At 65.5% G+C, this 17,908-nt stretch carries 17 protein-coding genes; 8 read left to right on the top strand and 9 right to left on the bottom strand.

Translation table 11 applies throughout. From position 1 onward, the window contains the following. Position 1: 1 nt before the first annotated feature. From LWC34_RS58360 to LWC34_RS43485, 3 genes are read left to right on the top strand one after another with little or no spacing between them, the layout of a single operon-like run. On the top strand, positions 2 to 802 hold the full coding sequence (locus LWC34_RS58360) for an IclR family transcriptional regulator (RefSeq protein WP_233731162.1): 801 nt from the start codon (positions 2 to 4) through the stop codon (positions 800 to 802). Between the two features lie 56 nt (positions 803 to 858). After that, positions 859 to 1,683, top strand: coding sequence for an NAD-dependent epimerase/dehydratase family protein (locus LWC34_RS43490; RefSeq protein WP_308200220.1), 825 nt, complete (start codon positions 859 to 861; stop codon positions 1,681 to 1,683). Beyond that, entirely contained in the window at positions 1,680 to 3,185 is a 1,506-nt protein-coding gene (locus tag LWC34_RS43485) for an aldehyde dehydrogenase (NADP(+)) (RefSeq protein WP_233731161.1), read from the top strand. Before LWC34_RS43490 ends, LWC34_RS43485 begins: the two co-directional genes overlap by 4 nt. Before the next feature lie 65 nt (positions 3,186 to 3,250). On the opposite strand, the gene LWC34_RS43480 is transcribed toward LWC34_RS43485, so the two are convergent. From LWC34_RS43480 to LWC34_RS43465, 4 genes are all read right to left on the bottom strand, one after another. Beyond that, positions 3,251 to 4,696: a sensor histidine kinase gene (locus LWC34_RS43480; RefSeq protein WP_233731160.1), complete on the bottom strand. Its 1,446-nt coding sequence runs from the start codon at positions 4,694 to 4,696 to the stop codon at positions 3,251 to 3,253. Further along, positions 4,696 to 5,403, bottom strand: coding sequence for a response regulator transcription factor (locus LWC34_RS43475; protein WP_233731159.1), 708 nt, complete (start codon positions 5,401 to 5,403; stop codon positions 4,696 to 4,698). Before LWC34_RS43475 ends, LWC34_RS43480 begins: the two co-directional genes overlap by 1 nt. 62 nt (positions 5,404 to 5,465) lie before the next feature. Next, positions 5,466 to 7,517, bottom strand: coding sequence for an ArnT family glycosyltransferase (locus LWC34_RS43470; protein WP_233731158.1), 2,052 nt, complete (start codon positions 7,515 to 7,517; stop codon positions 5,466 to 5,468). Continuing rightward, a complete protein-coding gene (locus LWC34_RS43465) occupies positions 7,514 to 8,755 on the bottom strand; it encodes a bifunctional glycosyltransferase family 2/GtrA family protein (RefSeq protein ID WP_233731157.1) in 1,242 nt (413 codons plus the stop codon). The genes LWC34_RS43470 and LWC34_RS43465 overlap by 4 nt, the downstream gene beginning before the upstream one ends. A gap of 169 nt (positions 8,756 to 8,924) precedes the next feature. Between LWC34_RS43465 and LWC34_RS43460 the strand changes: the two genes are divergently transcribed. The 3 genes from LWC34_RS43460 (at position 8,925) to LWC34_RS43450 (ending at position 10,817) form a co-directional block, all read left to right on the top strand. After that, positions 8,925 to 9,251, top strand: a complete 327-nt coding sequence (locus LWC34_RS43460) for a hypothetical protein (protein ID WP_233731156.1) — start codon at positions 8,925 to 8,927, stop codon at positions 9,249 to 9,251. 185 nt (positions 9,252 to 9,436) lie between these two features. Further along, positions 9,437 to 10,219: a tryptophan 2,3-dioxygenase gene (locus tag LWC34_RS43455; protein ID WP_233731155.1), complete on the top strand. Its 783-nt coding sequence runs from the start codon at positions 9,437 to 9,439 to the stop codon at positions 10,217 to 10,219. A 13-nt stretch (positions 10,220 to 10,232) separates the two neighbouring features. Then, positions 10,233 to 10,817, top strand: coding sequence for an NADPH-dependent FMN reductase (locus LWC34_RS43450; protein WP_233731154.1), 585 nt, complete (start codon positions 10,233 to 10,235; stop codon positions 10,815 to 10,817). Here LWC34_RS43450 and LWC34_RS43445 read toward each other — a convergent pair. The 3 genes from LWC34_RS43445 to LWC34_RS43435 form a co-directional block, all read right to left on the bottom strand. Next, complete coding sequence (locus LWC34_RS43445) at positions 10,814 to 11,242, bottom strand: MgtC/SapB family protein (RefSeq protein WP_233731153.1); 429 nt, start codon at positions 11,240 to 11,242, stop codon at positions 10,814 to 10,816. The genes LWC34_RS43450 and LWC34_RS43445 overlap by 4 nt on opposite strands. Positions 11,243 to 11,404: 162 nt before the next feature. After that, entirely contained in the window at positions 11,405 to 14,065 is a 2,661-nt protein-coding gene (locus tag LWC34_RS43440) for a bifunctional acetate--CoA ligase family protein/GNAT family N-acetyltransferase (protein WP_233731152.1), read from the bottom strand. A gap of 4 nt (positions 14,066 to 14,069) precedes the next feature. Then, complete coding sequence (locus tag LWC34_RS43435) at positions 14,070 to 15,245, bottom strand: acetoin utilization protein AcuC (protein ID WP_233731151.1); 1,176 nt, start codon at positions 15,243 to 15,245, stop codon at positions 14,070 to 14,072. 23 nt (positions 15,246 to 15,268) lie between these two features. On the opposite strand from LWC34_RS43435, the gene LWC34_RS43430 reads away from it, so the two are divergent. After that, positions 15,269 to 15,880, top strand: coding sequence for a hypothetical protein (locus LWC34_RS43430; protein WP_233731150.1), 612 nt, complete (start codon positions 15,269 to 15,271; stop codon positions 15,878 to 15,880). Between the two features lie 172 nt (positions 15,881 to 16,052). Here the strand turns inward: LWC34_RS43430 and LWC34_RS43425 are convergent, their stop codons facing one another. Continuing rightward, positions 16,053 to 16,433 carry a sulfurtransferase gene (locus tag LWC34_RS43425; RefSeq protein ID WP_372496827.1) on the bottom strand — a complete coding sequence of 127 codons (381 nt, stop codon included), beginning with the start codon at positions 16,431 to 16,433 and terminating at the stop codon, positions 16,053 to 16,055. A 2-nt stretch (positions 16,434 to 16,435) separates the two neighbouring features. Between LWC34_RS43425 and LWC34_RS43420 the strand changes: the two genes are divergently transcribed. Beyond that, positions 16,436 to 17,313 (top strand): IS5 family transposase gene (locus tag LWC34_RS43420; protein WP_233723324.1). Its coding sequence is split into 2 segments (ribosomal slippage): positions 16,436 to 16,774 and positions 16,777 to 17,313, totalling 876 coding nucleotides; the frame shifts between segments, so codons are not numbered across the junction. On the opposite strand, the gene LWC34_RS43415 is transcribed toward LWC34_RS43420, so the two are convergent. Beyond that, positions 17,294 to 17,833, bottom strand: coding sequence for a sulfurtransferase (locus tag LWC34_RS43415; protein ID WP_308200219.1), 540 nt, complete (start codon positions 17,831 to 17,833; stop codon positions 17,294 to 17,296). The genes LWC34_RS43420 and LWC34_RS43415 overlap by 20 nt on opposite strands. Positions 17,834 to 17,908: the final 75 nt, after the last annotated feature.

Here is a 17,908-nt window from a genome sequence, read left to right as displayed (position 1 = left end):
AGTGGCGGTCGAACAAGCCCGTGAAACGGCCAGCCAGCCCACCCGGCCCGCCGCGGTGAAGTCGGCCGACCGGACGGTGGAACTGCTTGAGGCGCTGGCCCGCTCGGAGCGCCGACTGACGCTGACCGAGCTGCACCACGAACTGAGCTACCCGAAGTCCAGCCTGTACATGCTGTTGCAGACGCTGGTCGCGCGTGGCTGGGTGGAAGTGGAACCGGCCAGCGGGACGTACGGCATCGGCGTGCGCGCCCTGCTCGTCGGTACGTCCTATTTGGACCACGATCCGGTCGTCCAGGTGGCCATCCGGGTGATGGAGCACGTGCGGCGCGAGGTCAACGAAACAGTCCACCTGGCACGGCTGGACGGCGGCGACGTCGTCTACTTGGCCAGCCGGGAATCGGAGCACCACCTGCGCGTGGTGTCCCGCGTAGGCCGGCGGCTGCCCGCGCACTCCACCTCCCTCGGCAAGGCACTGTTGGCCGAACGTCCGGCGGCGGATGTCGATGCCATTTTGCCAGAGAAACTCAATCCGTTGACCCCGAACACCGTGGTCGACCGCGCGGCTTTGCACGAGCAGCTGGCCAAGTTCCGGGTGGCCGGTTACGCACACGAGCGCGAGGAGAACACGCCGGGACTCGGCTGTTTCGCGGTCGCCCTGCCGTACCGAAACCCGGTCATCGACGCGATCAGCTGCTCGGTGCCGCTGGGCAGGCTGGACTCCGACCACGAGAACCAAGTGGTCACCGCGCTGCTGGAAGGCGCGAAGACGATCACCGAGCTGCTCAGGCAGTTCGGGCGCTGAGAATTTCGACGCTGACAATTTGGCCGCCGCCGCGATATCGAAAGGGAAAGACGAACGTGACCCAACGCATCCTGATCACCGGTGCGGCAGGCGGAGTCGGGACGTTGATGCGCCCTCGGCTTGCCGCCGACGATCGGATACTGCGGCTGCTGGACATCGCGGACCTGCCCGCGCCCGCCGACGGCGAACAGACCGAGATCATCAAGGCGTCCATCACCGACATGGACGCGATGGAGAAGGCCTGCGCGGGCGTCGACGCCGTGATCCACCTCGGCGGGCACAGTCTCGAGCAGGTCTGGTCCAAGATCCTTGACGTCAACATCAACGGCACCTACGTGGTGCTGGAAGCCGCGCGCCGCCAAGGCGTGAAGCGGGTCGTGCTCGCGAGCTCGAACCACGCGGTCGGCTACGTGAAGAAGGAAGACGGCGAAGCGGGCGACTACGAGTTCCCGCGCCCGGACACCAACTACGGCGTCAGCAAGGTCGCGGTCGAGGCGTTGGGCAGCCTGTACGCCGACCGCTACGGCCTTGACGTGATCTGTGTCCGGATCGGCTCGTGCTTCGAGAAGCCCAAGGACGTCCGGATGCTGTCGACGTGGCTCTCCCCCGCTGACGGCGCCCGGTTGTTCGAAGCGTGCCTTGCCACGCCGGAGCCCGGTTTCCGGATCATCTGGGGCATCTCGGACAACACCCGCCGCTGGTTCTCCCTCGACGAAGGCCGCAAGCTCGGCTACGAGTCGCAGGACAACTCCGAGGCCTACGCCGAGGAGGTCATCGCGCAGCACGGCGAGCTCGACCCGGACTCGCACGCGGCGCGCTACCTGGGCGGCGCATGGTGCGGCCCGGACTTCAACACAGCTGTGAAGGAGGCAGGACGGTGAGTGTGCAGGGCTACAACCCGAGGACGGGTGAGCCGTTCGGCGACCCGCTCGAGGTCACCTCGGACGCCGAGGTTGACCGGCTCTGCGAGGCCGCGCACTCGGCATTCGAGACGTGGTCGGGCTGGACGGCGGAAGACCGGGCCAGGGTGCTCGACCTGGTGGCGGACCGTCTCGACGAGTCGTCGGAAACGTTGATCAGCGTCTGCGACACGGAGACCGCGCTCGGCGTGCCCCGGCTGACGACGGAGCTGAAGCGTACGACCAACCAGCTGCGGCTGTTCGCGGACGTGTTGCGTGAAGGCAGCTACGTCGAAGCGATGATCGACTCGCCGAACATGGACATCATCCCGCCGCGGCCGGACGTACGGCGAGTGCTGCGCCCCATCGGCGTGATCGCGGTGTACTCGGCGAGCAACTTCCCGTTTGCCTTGTCCACAGTGGGTTCCGACACGGCATCGGCGCTCGCGGCAGGCTGCGCGGTTGTCGTGAAGGGCCACTCGGCGCACCCGAACACGACCCGCGAGACCGCTCGTGTGGTTTCGGAAGCGTTGACGGAAGCCGGTGCCCCAGCCGGACTGTTCTCGGTCATCTACGGCACCCAGTCGGGCGTTCGCCTTGTGCAGCACCCATTGGTCAAAGCTGCGGGCTTCACCGGCTCGATCGGCGGCGGGCGCGCGTTGTACGACCTGGCGAACGGCCGCCCGGACCCGATCCCGTTCTACGGCGAGCTTGGCAGCGTGAACCCGACGGTGATCCTGCCCGCAGCGGCCTCGGAGCGCGCCTCGGACATCGCGGCAGGTTTCGCCCAGTCGGTGACGATGGGTGTGGGCCAGTTCTGCACCAACCCTGGGCTGGTGTTCGCCCCTTCGTCCATTGTGGACGAGTTGGGCAAGGCCGTCGCCGAGTCCAACGGTGGCGCGATGCTCAACGAGCGCATGTGCGACTCGTACCGCTCGCACGTGGATGCGTTGTCCAACAACTCCCTTGTCTCGCTGGTCGCCACGGGCAATGCTCCGGATGACGCTTGGGCAGGCAAGCCCGCGCTGTTCTCCGTGCCGCTGGAGACGTTTGTGGCGAACCTGGAGAAGCTGACCGAGGAGAACTTCGGGCCGTCCGGCATCGTCGTGACCTACTCGGACGTGAACGACGTCCTGCCGGTGTTGTCCCGTCTGCCCGGGACCTTGACCGGCACGGTGCACGCCTCCGCTTCGGAGCACAAGGAAGCCGCGGCTGTGGCTGCCGAACTGCACAAGATCGCGGGTCGGCTGATCTACAACGGGTGGCCGACGGGTATCGCGCTGGCGTGGGCGATGCAGCACGGCGGCCCGTGGCCCGCGACGACGAACGCGATCCACACGTCGATCGGCGTTCCCGGCATCTACCGTTGGCTGGCTCCGGTGACGTACCAGACGTGGCCGGACGAGCTGCTGCCCGCCGAACTGCAGGACGCCAACCCGCTGGGCATCACCCGCCGCCGCGACGGCGTCCTCGCCAAGCACTAAAGGCCCAATAACTGTCGTGAGTGGTTATCCGTGTTCTAACACGGATAACCACTCACGAGTCTCTATCAGGGCAAAGGCAAGAGAACCGTGAATCGGGCGCCTTCTCCTGGTGCCGTGCGGAGTTCGACCCGGCCGCCGTGGGCTTCCAGGATCGCCGCTGTGATGGCCAAGCCGAGGCCTGTGCCGCCGCGCGTGCGCGTCCGGGCCTCGTCCACGCGGTAGAACCTGTCGAAGATGTTCGGCGCGGCTTCCAAAGGGATGCCCGGCCCTTCATCGATGACCTCAAGCACCACGCGCCCGTAATGCTCCAAAGTCCCGGCCATCGCCACAGGTGTGTCCTTGCGGTTGGCTGGCAGCCCCACACGGACCTGGATCGGGGTGTCCTGAGGCGTGTGCGTCATCGCGTTGCTGATCAGGTTCGTGATGACCTGACGCATCCGGTGCTCATCGGCCGTCACCCGGATCGGCTTACGCGCGACCTCCAGGATCACCTCACGCTCAGGATCCCGCGCCCGCGCATCGTGCACGGCGTCTTCGACCAACGTCCGGATATCCAGTTCGGTCAGGTCCAACGCGCGTTCCTGGTCCAGCCGGGCCAGCATCAGCAGGTCTTCCACGAGCGCGCCCATCCGGATGGCCTCGCCCTCGATGCGGCTCATCAACCTGTCCACGTCGGCCCGTTCCGGCGCTCCGCCGCGGCGGTGCAGCTCGGCGAAGCCACGGATCGACGTCAGCGGGGTCCGTAACTCGTGCGAGGCGTCCGCGACGAACCGGCGGAGGCGGGTTTCTGACTGTTGACGTTGGCGCAGCGCCGAAGACAGCCTGCCGACCATCGTGTTCAGCGCGCCGCCGAGGCGGCCTACTTCCGTGCGGGAGTCCGCGGCCACTCGCAGGTCCAGGTCGCCTGCGGCGATGTCGCCCGCTGTTCGCTCGATCCGGTCGAGTGGCCGCAAGCCCAGCCGTACCAACAGGAAGCTGCCCGCGCCGATCGCCAGGAGCAGTCCGATCCCGACGGCCACCTCGATCCAGATCAGCCTGGTCACCGTGGCATCGGTGTTCTCCATCGACTGGGCGACCATCACGATGCTTGGTGGGCGGTTCTCGGCCGGCGGCGGCCTGCGTTGGTGCACGATCACCCGCCATGGCGCGCCGCCTTGCTTGTCTTCGGCGAAGAAAGGTTTTCCGTCGAGCGGACCGATTGTCTGCCCGGTGATGACAGGCAGGGCGGGACCGGCCGACGTGCTGCTCCCTCTGATCAGGCTGCCGTTCGTGTACAGCTCAAGGAAGAAGAACTCGGTCGGCAGGTTGTCGCCGTTGCGCCGTCCCTCAGGGGGCGGCCCGAGCCCACGGCGGTTGGCCAAGTCCCTGAGCTGGTCGTCGATCCTGGCGATCATCGACTGTCGGATCAGCACCACGCTCGCCACGCCGAACCCGGCAAGACCGACCGTGCCGAGCAGGAGGAGGACCACGACTAGCCGCATCCGCAGCGTCCACGGGCGCCGCATGGCCATCAGCGCTCGTCCCGCGGCAGCCTGAGTGAGTAGCCGACGCCTCGAATGGTGTGGATCAGGGCAGGGTGCACCGAGTCGATCTTGCGGCGGAGGTAGCTGATGTACGACTCGACGATCCGGCCGTCGCCGCCGAAGTCGTAGTTCCAGACCCGGTCGAGGATCTGGGGTTTGCTGACCACGCGTTCCGCGTTGACCATCAGGTAGCGCAGCAGGTTGAACTCCGTCGGCGACAGTTGCACGAGCTTGCCCGCGCGATAGACCTCGTGCGCGTCCTCATCCAGCACGAGGTCCGCGTACCGGAAGGTGCCGTCGTCCCGCGGCGTCTCGGCGCCGTTGGTCCGGCGCAGGATCGCGCGCAGGCGCAGGACCACTTCCTCAAGGCTGAACGGCTTGGTCACGTAGTCGTCGCCGCCCGCGGTCAGGCCCGCGATCCGGTCCTCCACCGCGTCACGGGCGGTCAGGAACAGCACCGGGAGACGGTCCTGGATCGTGCGCAGGCCTCGGGCCAGGGTGAAGCCGTCGGTGTCGGGCAGCATCACGTCGAGCACCACGATGTCGGGCCGGATCCGGCGGGCGGCGGCCAGCGCTTCGGCCCCGCAGTCCGCCGCGTGCACGACGAACCCGCTGAGCCGAAGCGCGGCCGACAGCAGCTCCAGGATGTTCGGTTCGTCGTCGACCACGAGCACGGTCGCCTGCTGGGACTCCACCTGACCAGCGTCAACGACGAACCTGGGAACAACCTGGGAGCAACCTGGGAGCACGCTGTGATTCACTCGACCGTGCACTCATAAAGCTGCTGAGTGCCCGCGGTGAGCACGGACCGGCAGTTCTCCTGTACCCACGTGGACGTCGCCGAGGCTTGGCCACCACGCATCCCACCGCGGCCGCCGACCAGGACGAATTTCAGCTTGCCGTCCTTGACCCACGTGGCCAACTGCTCCACGGTCGGTGCCGGGTCGCGGCCGCTGAAGCCGCCCATGCTGACGATGTTCTCGTCGGTGGCCATGATGTACGCCGACGCGGCCTGAGCCCCGCCCTCCACGGCCATCAGATACTCGGCACCGCCCGCGTTCGCCTTGGCGTAGTCCACGATCTTGCGCTGGTCAGCGGTGAGGGTGCCGTTCGCCCTGGCTGGACCGGCATTTTGCGGCGGCATCATCCCAGGCGGCGGAGTCGTCTGGCCCGGCGGCAGCCGCAGGATGAAACCGCCAGCCGAGTTCGCCGCCGGTCCAGCCATCGGGATCCCCGGATTGCCGGTGGACGCGAACGCCCCAGCACCCGACCACACACCAGGAGCAAGTAACACGGCCACCACACCGAGCACAATGGCTGCGCGTTTGGCCTTACGCAGCACCAAAACCAGGATCGCGACCACCGCGACACAAAGCACGGCCCATCGGAGCCAGCCGTTCCATGCGGTGTCCCGTGAGATCAACACCCATGCCCACGCCGCCGCGACCGCGACACTGGCAGGAAGCACAAGCCAGCTCAATCCCTTGGGTTCGCGGTACATCTTGATCGCCCATACCGTGCCGACGCCGACCAAGGCACCGATCGCTGGAGCCATCACGGTGGTGTAGTAGGGATGGAAAATGCCTTCCTGCAGGCTGAAAACCAGGGCGTTGACGATCAACCAGGTGCCCCACAGCACCCAACCGGCGCGCTGGGCGGTGTCCGCGGGAGCGAACCGGCGGAATCGACGGAATCCAAGGACAGAAGCGACAACGAGTGCGATCAAGGCCAATGGAAGCAGCCAGCTGATCTGGCCGCCGACCGCCTCGCCGAACATCCGGCCAGGACCGGCTTCCCCACCGAAAGCAAGATTGGCACCGCCACCGCCAGCCCCACCCGGTCCGCCACCACCGACAATCCCACCAGCCCCACCGCCACCTGAAACGCCGCCACCACCAAGCCCACCGGTTGCAGCACCGCCACCGCCGGGTCCACTGCCGCCGCCGAAAACGACTCCGCCGCTGCGTCCTTCGCCACCGAAGACCCGGCCGAGCCCGTTGTAGCCGAGCACCAAATCCAACGCACTACCGTCAGTACTTCCACCGATATAAGGCTTACGTCCCGGCCACAAGTCCACAACGGCCACCCACCACAGTGAACTGGCAAGCAGAACCACAGCGGCACCAATCACATCGAAGGCTTTCCGACGCCAATTTGCCTTGCTCCCAGCCAGATAAGCAGCAACGAAAGCGGGCACGACGATCCACGCGGCCAGCATCTTGGCCAAGAACCCACAGCCGATCAGAAAAGCCGCAAACCACAACCACTTCGTCCGCGTCCTGGGCTCAACCACCTTCATCGCACGCGTAAACGCATAAGCCGCAGCCACAAGCATCAGCACAAGCATCGTGTCGGTGTTGTTGGTCCGATTGGTGACAACCGTGATCGGCGTCAGCGCGAAGATCAGCGCCGCGACCAGTGCCGCGTTCTGCCCAGCCCACAGCCGAACTGTCCGGTGTAGCAGGAAGATCGCGGCAACACCCTCGATCACCTGCGGCAAAAGGACCGACCAGTCGTGGTACCCGAAGATCCACACCGAGATCACCTGAGGCCACAACGCCAACGGTGGTTTGTCCACTGTGACCACACCGGCCGGGTCGAACGAGCCGAAGACGAAGTTGGTGAAGTTCAACGACATCGACTTCACCGCAGCCGTGTAGTACGTGTTGCCCCAACTTCCGCTCCACAGCACGGAAGCGTAGAAAACCCCACCGGCGACAAGGATAGCCGCGAGGGCGTACCGATGCCAGATCGCCGGTCGTCGCGACGCGACCATCACCTCCGCGTGTTCCACAGCGGCGACTGTCATACCCTTCCCTTTCCCTGTTTGAAAACCCAGCCACGCAGCAATACGAATCGGCCGACCGTGCCAAGCAGTGAAGCACCCAGCAGCACAGTCAGCTCAAGCATCCGGCCAGGTTCGGCCACAGTGGAATGCAGAACGAGCAACGCCGCCGACGTGAACGCGTAGTACAACCCGAAGATGATCAGACCTTGGAAATGCACCCGGCCGGACGAGCCTCGGGGGCCGAGGAACGTGAACCGACGGTTGGCCTCGGTGTTGAACATTGTCGTCACGATCAGCGCCAAAAGGTTGGCAACCAAAGGGTTCATCACCGATCTGAACATCGCGTACAACACCAGTGTGACCGCTGTGGACACAACACCGATCGCACCGAAGGACAACAGCTGCCAGACCAACCCAGTGTCTCTTCTGGACACAACCGCATCCGGATGCGCCGCGCGAGGCTCCGGCCGGACAGGAAGGTCCCGAACGCGGGCGGTCCCACCAGCCTTGGCACGAGCGACCCTGATCAAGCCCCGAATGTCCTCAAGCGCAGTCGATCCAATTCGGACACGAGTATCCATGTCCTCAACCCAGTCAACCGGGACCTCATGCACCCGCAATCCGTTGTGTTCGGCCAGAAGCAGCAACTCCGTGTCGAAGAACCAGTTGTCGTCCCGGACATGCTCGAGCAGCGGCCGGATCACGTCCGTACGCGCAGCCTTGAAGCCGCACTGCGCGTCGGTGAACTTCGCGCCATGGCTCAGCCTGATGAGTGCGTTGTAGCCGCGGGAAATCAGCTCACGTTTCGGCCCGCGAACCGTTCTGGCGCCCGGCGCGAGGCGCGATCCGATCGAGACGTCGGAGTGCCCGTTGACCAGTGGCGCGACCAAGGGCAGCAAGGCATCCAGCCCGGTCGACAGGTCGACATCCATATACGCCACGACATCGGCGTCACTCCATTGCCATGCGGTGCGTAGCGCCCGGCCTCGTCCTTTCTCGTCCAGGTGCAGCACGCGGACGTGATCATCGGCTTGTGCCAGTTCGTTGGCGATCGACAACGTGCCGTCGGTGCTCGCATTGTCGACGACGGTGATGGTCCATTCGAACGGAAACCGTTCCGCCAGATAGGATTTCAGCACGTCGACGCAGCCACGCAGCGCCCGTTGCTCGTTGTAGACCGGGACGACCACGTCGACGGTGACGGTTCTTGCCACCGTTGGCCCCGTCGGTGGCCTGGCTGAGGCTTGAGTGCCAGTCATGCCCTCAGGTATGCCGTGCGTAACCGCGAGCACCCTGGGCGTGACCTCAAAGAAGCCTGGGAGCAAATGTTCACGTGCATGAACTCCAATCACATTCTTGACCCAGGCCGGTTTTGTGCCTTAACTTTCATTCACCCTGCCGCCACGGTCCTCGACGAGGAGGAGCCAGATGCGCACACACGAGCGTGTGACCATCGCGTTGCTTATCTTCGCGGGCGTTCTCGCCCTCGCTGGACCGCGCGTGCAGGTCGTGCTCACAGTCGCTGTCTTGGTGCTGCTGACTGTGGCAACGAGATCGACACCGACTTTGATCCTGCGTGACCGCACCGGGGGTGCGATGAGCAGCGGGTTCGTGTCCGGCGGTTCCGGGATCGCCGCTGGGCACCCCGCTGCTGCGGATGCGGCAGCACATCACTGGGTATCAGCGCGTGCTGATCCCTCCATAGACGGGGGCTCGTTCAGTCTGGCGGCGGGAGCGAGCCCCCACCCAACCTGAAGTTAATACCCTGCACCGCGTGAGTGCTTCGGGCCGTCCTGCCGGCTCGGAGCACTTACGTGGGTGCGGGGCCTTGTGTGCGTTATAGCCAAACAAGCATGGCGTATACCCACATTGGAATTTGTCACGCATACCCCTGGATGACGACCATGAAGGTCCATCGAAGTCCAGGAGGCTTGATCGCAATGACTGCGTACAACGCCTATTTGCGGGCCGACCAGCTGCACGCCTTGCAGCAGCCGGTCACCGATACCGATGGTGAACTGTCGTTCCTGGCCGTGTGCCAGGTGCAGGAACTGTATTTCGGCCTGATCGCCGCCGAACTTCGCCGCGTGATCGAGCACCTGCAGACCGACGCGGTACCGGAAGCGATCACGACACTGCGCCGGATCGCCGCACACTTCACGGCGCTCAACGCCTCCTGGAAATCCTTGGAATGGATGACGGTCGGCGATTTTCTCCCGATCAAGGACGGGCTCAGCGCCGAGCACGGCAAGTCTTCCTCGCTGCAGTCGTGGAAATTTCGTGAAATGGCCTTCCTGCTCGACCTGAAATCCGCCGAGCTCGCCCAGGTACCCGGTCCGCACGGCGACCTGCACGCCACCTTGCACGCACCCTGTGTGTACACAGCGGTGCTGCACCTCTTGCACCGGCGTGGCCTGCCCGTTCCGCAGGAAGTCCTCGACGTCGCCTCGGAGTGCCCACGCCAACCGCACCCAGGAGTTGCCGAGGTCTGGAGCACGGTCTTCTATGGCGACGACGGAGGGCTGGCCGACCTGCGTTCCTGCGGCGAAGCGCTGATGCGGGTCGCCGAAGGATACGGCGAATACCAGTACCTGCACCTGACAGCCACCCGGCGGTCGTTCGGCGACCGGCCCGGGTACTACGGCACCAGCGGTGTGGGCTGGCTGGAGAAATCCAGCAGCTCGCTGCCGTTCCCCGATCTGTGGACGATGAACCCGGCTTAGCTCTAGGAGAACCATGTCGGATCTGACGATCCTTGCCCTGTCCGGAAGCCTGCGCAAGGCGTCCCTCAACACCCGGCTGTTGACCGCGGCACAGAATGTGGCGCCGCCGGAGTTGTCGTTCGACCGTTTCCAAGATCTGGCCGCCATCCCGCCGTTCAACGAGGACGAGGAGCACCCCGCCCCGGCCGCCGTCACCGATCTGCGACAGCGGATCCACGCGGCGGACGGGGTTCTCATCGCCACCCCTGAGTACAACGGATCCCTCCCTGGTGTGCTGAAGAACGCGCTCGACTGGCTGTCACGGCCCAGCGACTTCGGCGATGTACTCAACCGCAAACCCGTCGCCATCATCGGCGCGTCAACGAGTCCGATAGGGACAATCCGGGCGCAACTGAATCTGCGGGTTGTGCTGCACAAGATGAACGCCGCCGTTCTTGGCCAGCCGGAGTTCCTTCTTTCCTTGGCACACCAGCACTTGACTGACTCGGACGCTTTGCCTGAGCAGGCGACCGCGATCCTCTCGAACGTCCTCAACGGACTGTCCGATCTGATCAGGCATCAGCATGCGGTCGCCGCTCTCATCGCAGAGGCGAACTAGTCGCCGTTCTGCCGGTCGACTTTCCTTGCCGCCCAACGCAATACGATGTTCGTGCCCAGCACGGTCACCGCGCCCATCGCCGCGACGATGTAAAGGCCGGTTCCGGCCAACGCTCCGACGGCTGCCGAGCACCACAGCGTTGCCGCCGTGTTGAGCCCTCGAATGCTGGCGCCGTCCCTCAGGATGACGCCAGCACCAAGAAAACCGATGCCTGACACGATTTGCGCGGCCACTCGCGTCGGATCGGCGTCTGTCATACCGCCGAATCCATGCGCCGAGAGCAGCACGAACAACGTGGCCCCGACCGAAACCAGGGCATTGGTCCGCATCCCGGCCATCCGGGCGCGGAATTGACGTTCGAACCCGATCAGCGCGCCGAGACCAACCCCGGCCGCGATCCGCAGGCCCATCTCAAATGTGGTCATTTCGCGACCTCCCCACGGTTGTCCCGCGAGTCGGCCGGTTTATCGAGCCGAGCCCGCGAGGTATCGACGACTACTACTTCCATCAGCGGACATTCGGCTCACCTCCTCAAGGCCGTCGATCAGTAGACACCCTTCACTCAGGTGTTGTCCACCCCACGTGGTCTAGTTCATGGTTCGCAGGCGTCGCGGGCCGGTGTCGTGGCGTGACGGCGGCGGTCCAACCGCGACTCGGGCATACACGACGCTCGCACCGGATTCCGACGCCACAACAGGTTCCAGCTCGAGCCTGCGTACCTCGGGGACGTCTTCGGCGAGCGCGGCGACCCGTAGCACGAGATCCTCCAGCGCGCCAAGGTCTGCCATGGGGCTGCCGCCGTAGCCCGCGAGCAGCGGCGCCGCTTTTGGTGCGCGAACCAGGCCTGCCGCGTCCACGTCGGTCATCGGAATTGAGCGATATGCCCGATCTCCGAGCAGATCGTTGACCACACCGGACAGTCCGAACGAGACCAGCGTGCCGAAGGACGGGTCGTCCTGCAGGCCGATCACACACGAGGTGCCCTTGGCGACCATCCGTTGCACGTACACAGTGTCCACACCGGATACCTGACAGAGATCGGTGTACGCCGCCCGCATGGTGTCCGGACCGCTGATGTCCAGCCGCACGCCGACCAGGTCCGACCGGTGCTTCAACAAGGAGTTCGACGCCTTCGCCGCGACCGGGAACCCCAGTTTTTCCGCCGCGTCAGCGGCTTCGTCGGCACTCGCGACGATCTTGAACGGCGCGACCTCGATGCCGTAGAAACCCAGCAGCTGCACGACTTGCGTATCGGTAAGCCATTCGGCCCCGCTGTCCATCACGGACTGAACCAGATCACGAGCCGCGTCCGGTTTTGTCCCGGTTGGACGCGCCAGCGTGCCTCGCGGGGCTGATCGCCAGCGGGCGTACCTGGTCACGCGGGCGAGCGCGAGAGCAGCTCGTTCCGGGCTCGGATAGGACGGGATCGACCCGCGCCCCGGCGACCAACCGTCCGGCCCAGCCACCGCGAGCTCCGCGGGCACACCCTCGGCCGCCAAGAACGTGGAAACAATCGGCTTTCCCTGCCCTTGTCCCACGTCCCGGAGCTCGCGCGCGTAGGCCGCTCCCGGAATCGCCAGCGGGGGCACGAAAACCACGATCAGAGCGTCGACATCGTCACGCTCCAAGGCCTCTCGGACCGCGGCCGCGAACTCCTCGGGCCCCGCTTGCGGCCCGACATCGATCGGCTCTTCCGCCAGCTCAAGGCCTTGCGCCAACGCCGTATCGGCCGCGAGCACGCCGATCGCTGTCGAGTTACCGACCACAGCGACCTGACTGCCCGCTGGCAATGGTTGGTGTGCAAGCAAAAGAGCCGTGTCGAACAGCTGCGCCAGGGACTCGACCCTGATCACACCGGCCTGCTCGAACACTGCCTGCACGCTCGGCTCGTCGACCTGCACCGACGTGGCCAGGAGCGCGGGCGACACGGCATTGCGGCCCGATTTCACCGCAACAATCGGTTTCGTACGGCCCAATCTGCGCGCCAACCGAGCGAATTTCCTTGGGTTACCGAAGGATTCCAGGTACAGCAACACCACATCGGTTGCCGGGTCGGTCATCCAGTACTGCAGCATGTCGTTACCGGACACGTCAGCCCGGTTACCTGCCGAGACGAACGTCGACAAGCCAAGGCCGCGCGCGGCCGCGTCCGCCAGAATCGCGGTGCCCAAGGCACCCGATTGGCAGAAGAAACCCGTGCGCCCCAAGCCAGGCAGCTTCGGCGCCAGACTCGCGTTCAGCCGCACAGCACGGTCCATGTTCACCACACCGAGCGCGTTCGGACCGACCACACGCATGCCGTGCGCCCTGGCCTCCTCGGCCAGTTTCTGCTCAGCGCTGCGACCCTCGTCGCCGATCTCGCTGAACCCGGACGTCACAACGACCAGGGCTTTCACGCCTTTGGCCAGGCAGTCGTCCAATACCTCGTTGATGCTCGTGGCAGGCACGGCCACGACCGCGAGGTCGACCGGGTCAGGGATGTCCAGAACCCGGCGGTACGCGCGGACGCCCCGGACCGATAAGTGTTCGGCGTTGACGGGGAACACCGGGCCCGCGAAGTCGGCGGTGAGCAGGTTCGTCAGTACCGCGTAGCCGACCTTGGTCGGATCGGTCGAGGCGCCGATCACCGCGACCGACTTGGGGTGCAGGACATTGTGGACACTGCGTGCCTCGGCGGCCTGTTCCCGCGAACGCGCGACCGCGACGGACTCCTCGGTCGGGTCGATCGCGAACTCCAGGTGGATCACGCCGTCCTCAAGGGCGCGGCTGATCTGGTACCCGGCGTCCTTGAAGACCCTGACCATCTGGCCGTTCTCGCCGAGCACCTCCGCGACGAACCGTTTCAGGCCGCTTTCCTGCGCTGCCGCGGCCAGATGTTCCAGGAGGATCGATCCGATGCCCCGGCCCTGGTGACCGTCCTCCACCACGAACGCGACCTCGGCCTGCTCGCTGCCGTGCAGGCGTTCGTAGCGGCCGACGGCGATGATGTCGTCGCCGAGCATCGCCGCGAAACCCACCCGGTCGTGGTGGTCGAGCGTGACGAACCGTTCCAGATCCCGCGGTGGGATCCGCGGGTACGCGCCGAAGTACCGGAAGTACCTGGTGCGCTCGGACAGGCGGCCGTGGAACGCGACCAGCCGGTCGGCGTCGTCCGGCGTGATCGGTCTCAGGTGGACGGTGCCGCCGTCCGACAGCACCACGTCCGCCTCCCAGCGGCGCGGGTAGTCGTAAGGATCGAAATCCGCCACGTCTTCAGTCCCTGGGGTCGTCTGGATCCAATCCGTGCAGCGGGAAGATCGCGTGCCGGACGTCCCGGATCACCGAGTCGACCGGTTCGCTTGTCGACCCGTCCCACGGTTCGAAGCTGACATCCATCTCGTCTGTCATCGTGCGCGGAAGAATCGCGTTCGGCGCGCGCCGCTGGACGTTGTTCACCCAGTCGTGCGGCAGCGGAGTCGACGGCTCAATGTCGCGGTCGAGGACGGTGGCGATCAGATGCGTCCACGACCTCGGCACCACCCGCAGCAACTGGTAACCACCACCGCCCATCGAAAGCCACTTGCCGCCCGCGTACTGCTCGGCCAGTGACCGCAACGTCCGATAGGTCTCGCGATGCCCGTCCACGCTCAGGTAGAGCTCCGCGAGCGGGTCCTCCTCGTGAGTGTCCACACCGCACTGAGTGACGAGGACATCCGGCCGGAACTCCTTGAGCAAGCTCGGAACCACGGCGTGGAACGCACGCTGCCATGCGGGGTCACGAGTGAACGGCGGCAACGGAATGTTCACCGACGTGCCCTGCGCATCCGGCCCGCCGAGCTCGGTAACCCGGCCAGTACCCGGGAAGAGCGTCATCGGACTCTGGTGCAAGGAGATCGTCAGCACGCGTGGGTCGTTGTAGAACGCCGCTTGCGTGCCGTCACCGTGGTGCACGTCGACATCGATGTAGGCGACACGGTCAGCGCCGTTGTCCAACAGCCAGGAAATGGCCACCGCACAGTCGTTGTAGACGCAGAACCCGGCCGCCCGGTCACGCATCGCGTGGTGCAATCCGCCCGCGATGTTCACCGCACGGTTCGTGGCACCGGACGCGATCTTCTGCGCGCCCAACAGGGTTGCCCCGACCACGAGCGAGGTGGCCTCGTGCATGTTGGAGAAGACGGGGTTGTCCGGCGTGCCGAGGCCATGGCCGACATCCCAGCCCACCATCGGCGCTTCCTTGACGGCAGCGATGTATTCCGCATCATGGACTCGTTCGATTTCGTGGTCCGGCGCGGGTTCCGGTCGGAGAAGTTCGACGTCGTCAAGAACCCCGAGCTGCGTGGCCAACGCGATGGTCAGCTCGAGCCTGACAGGGTTGAACGGATGATCCCCACCCAGGTCGTAACCGAGAAGTGCGGGGTCCCATACGACAGCGGCTGGCGTACCCATGGGACAACACTAGTCTGATCCCTGTGATCCGACGGTTCATGTGCTGTGTGGCACTCGTCCTGTCAGCTGCGGCCTGCACCCAGCCAACAGAGGGAACACCGCTCGCCGCCGCCCCGAGCGATTCGATCATCACAACGACGCAAGAACCGCCCTACCCCACCGAACCCTCGTACCCCTCCACCACCACACGCCCGACGACCACCACATCCGGACCACCGCTGACCATCGCCAAACGCAAAACCCTCACCACGGCTCCGGCATGCGGAACCTTCGTAACCCCGGCGGACATCAGCCGCATCACAGGTACGACGGCGACCGCGGAACCCGAGGACGCGGGCTTCTGCAACTACACGCTGGACCGCTCCGGCACGCCCGCCGGAATCGCACTGGTCGTGCTGACGGAGACGATCGACCCGCAGAACACCGAGGCAACGACCTTCGAAGGCAACACCGCGCACCGGCTCAGCACCGTCGACACCACGTGCGACCTCCGGATAGCGCTGACCGACCAGCAGGCGGTGAAGTACCGCGTGCTGTGGGTCAGCCTCGTGCTGAACGGCCCAACCGAACCGATCTGCGCGACGGTCGAGAAGCTCGCGAAGCACGTCTTCAGCAAGCTCCCCGACAACAGCTGAGGCAGTAGAGCTCGGCGAAGCACCAAGCCGATCCGGCCACCTTCCCAAGCAGCCACGGCCACTAGCGGATCTCGACCAGCGCTCCGGCCACGGCCAAGGAGCAGCCCAATTCAGGCAGCTTCCCCTCAGCCATCGCCATCAGCGGATCTCAGTCACGTGCGCCAAGCACGTACTACCCCTTCTCGGCAGGCCGGTCCGGATCCGAAGACCATTCCGACCATGAACCTGGGTAGAGCGCCGCCGGGTTCTCCGGATCGGTCACCCCTGCCACCTCCAGCGCCAGCACCACCGATGAAGCCGTGACCCCCGAGCCGCAGTAGGCGCCGATCTCCGCTGCCTCATGCACACCCAGCGATCGGAACCGGTCCGCCAATTCGCCTGCCGAGAGCCAACGGCCTTCCTGGTTTATGTGGCCGGTGAATGGCGCGTTCACTGCTCCTGGAATGTGTCCGGGGCGTGGGTCGATCGGTTCGGTTTCACCTCGATACCGTTCCGGCGCGCGGGCATCTAGGGCCTGTTTCACAAGTTGATCAAGGTTTGAGATGATCTTGATTCGTGGGGCGTGGTGATCTGACCAACGAGCAGTGGGCGAAGCTGGAACCCTTGCTGCCCAGGGGCAAGAAGCCTGGCAGGCCGCCGAAGCATGCGAAGCGGAAGCTTATTGACGGGATCCGGTTTCGGGTTCGAACCGGTGTGCCGTGGCGGGATCTGCCGGAGCGTTACGGCCCGTGGGAGACGGTGTATGGCTTGTTCCGGCGGTGGCAACGGGATGGCACGTGGAAGAGGATTCTGGTCGCGTTGCAGGCGGACGCGGACGCTGCGGGCCTGATCACCTGGGATGTCAGCGTGGACTCCACGGTGGCTCGTGCGCACCAGCACGCGGCTGGTGCGCGTCAAAAGGGGATCTCCAGAAGGAGTCTCCGGGCGGGGTCGAGGTCGAACCGGCCGATCACGGGCTGGGGCGCTCCCGAGGCGGGTTGACGACCAAGACTCACCTGGCGGTCGAGCAGGGACAAAAGCCCTTATCAATCGTGATCACCGCTGGCCAGCGAGGTGACTCGCCCCAGTTTCAGGTGGTGCTCGACCGTATCCGGGTACCCCGGCGGGATCGCGGTCGGCCGCGCTGCCGCCCGAATCGGGTGCTCGGCGACAAAGCCTACGGGTCCCGCGCCAACCGCGCCTACCTGCGCAGGCGCGGTATCCGCTGCACCATCCCGGACAAGGCCGACCAGGTCCGCAACCGCAAGAACAAGGGCTCACACGGAGGACGACCACCCGCATTCGACAAGGAGATCTACAAGCAACGGCACGCTGTCGAGTGCGGGATCAACCGTCTCAAACGAAACCGAGCCGTCGCCACCAGATACGACAAGCTCGCCGTTCGCTACGAAACCACGGTCACCATCGCAGCGATCAACGAGTGGCTCCCATGACTTTCGAAACAGACCCTAGTAGTACGCCGTTCTTGGCGAGGTCTGCCGCTTCATCCGCGTCCACTGTGGGCATTGCCCCCGGGGTGACATCGATGTCACCCCGTTTCGGCTGCGGGACTTCCGTGGTCAACGGGCGGCCTTCTTGTTCCCACGCCGCGTAACCTCCGTCCAGCACCGCCACGTTCGAGTGACCCGCCCAGCGAAGCAGCCACCAGGCTCTGGCTGCTACCGAGCCGTTTCCGCCGTCGTAGACGACCACGGCCGAATCGCTGTTCACACCTGCCGCACGCAGGACTTCCTCCAGGTCTTCCGGCTTGGGCAGCGGGTGGCGGCCGCATTTTCCAGGCAGTGCCGCGAGGTCGGCGTCCAGATCGAGGAACACCGCGCCCGGCAGGTGTCCGGCCACGTAGGACACCCGGCCGGACGGACCGCCCGGCATCCAGCGGACATCCAGCAGCACCGGCGGCCGGGAATCATTCAGCAAGTCGGCCAGTTCCGAAGTGGAGACAAGTGCGCGCACTCCGCCAGCCTCGCCTGCGACAGCCGGTGACGGCCACGTGACAGGCACAAGAACTGTCAGAGGGTGCGACTACCA

Origin of the sequence: Kibdelosporangium philippinense (genome assembly GCF_021390435.2) — a bacterium.
In the GTDB taxonomy this organism is placed as follows: Bacteria; Actinomycetota; Actinomycetes; order Mycobacteriales; family Pseudonocardiaceae; genus Kibdelosporangium; species Kibdelosporangium philippinense.
The sequence above is the reverse complement of the archived record's forward strand: the minus strand, read 5'-3'. Positions and strand labels throughout refer to the sequence as shown.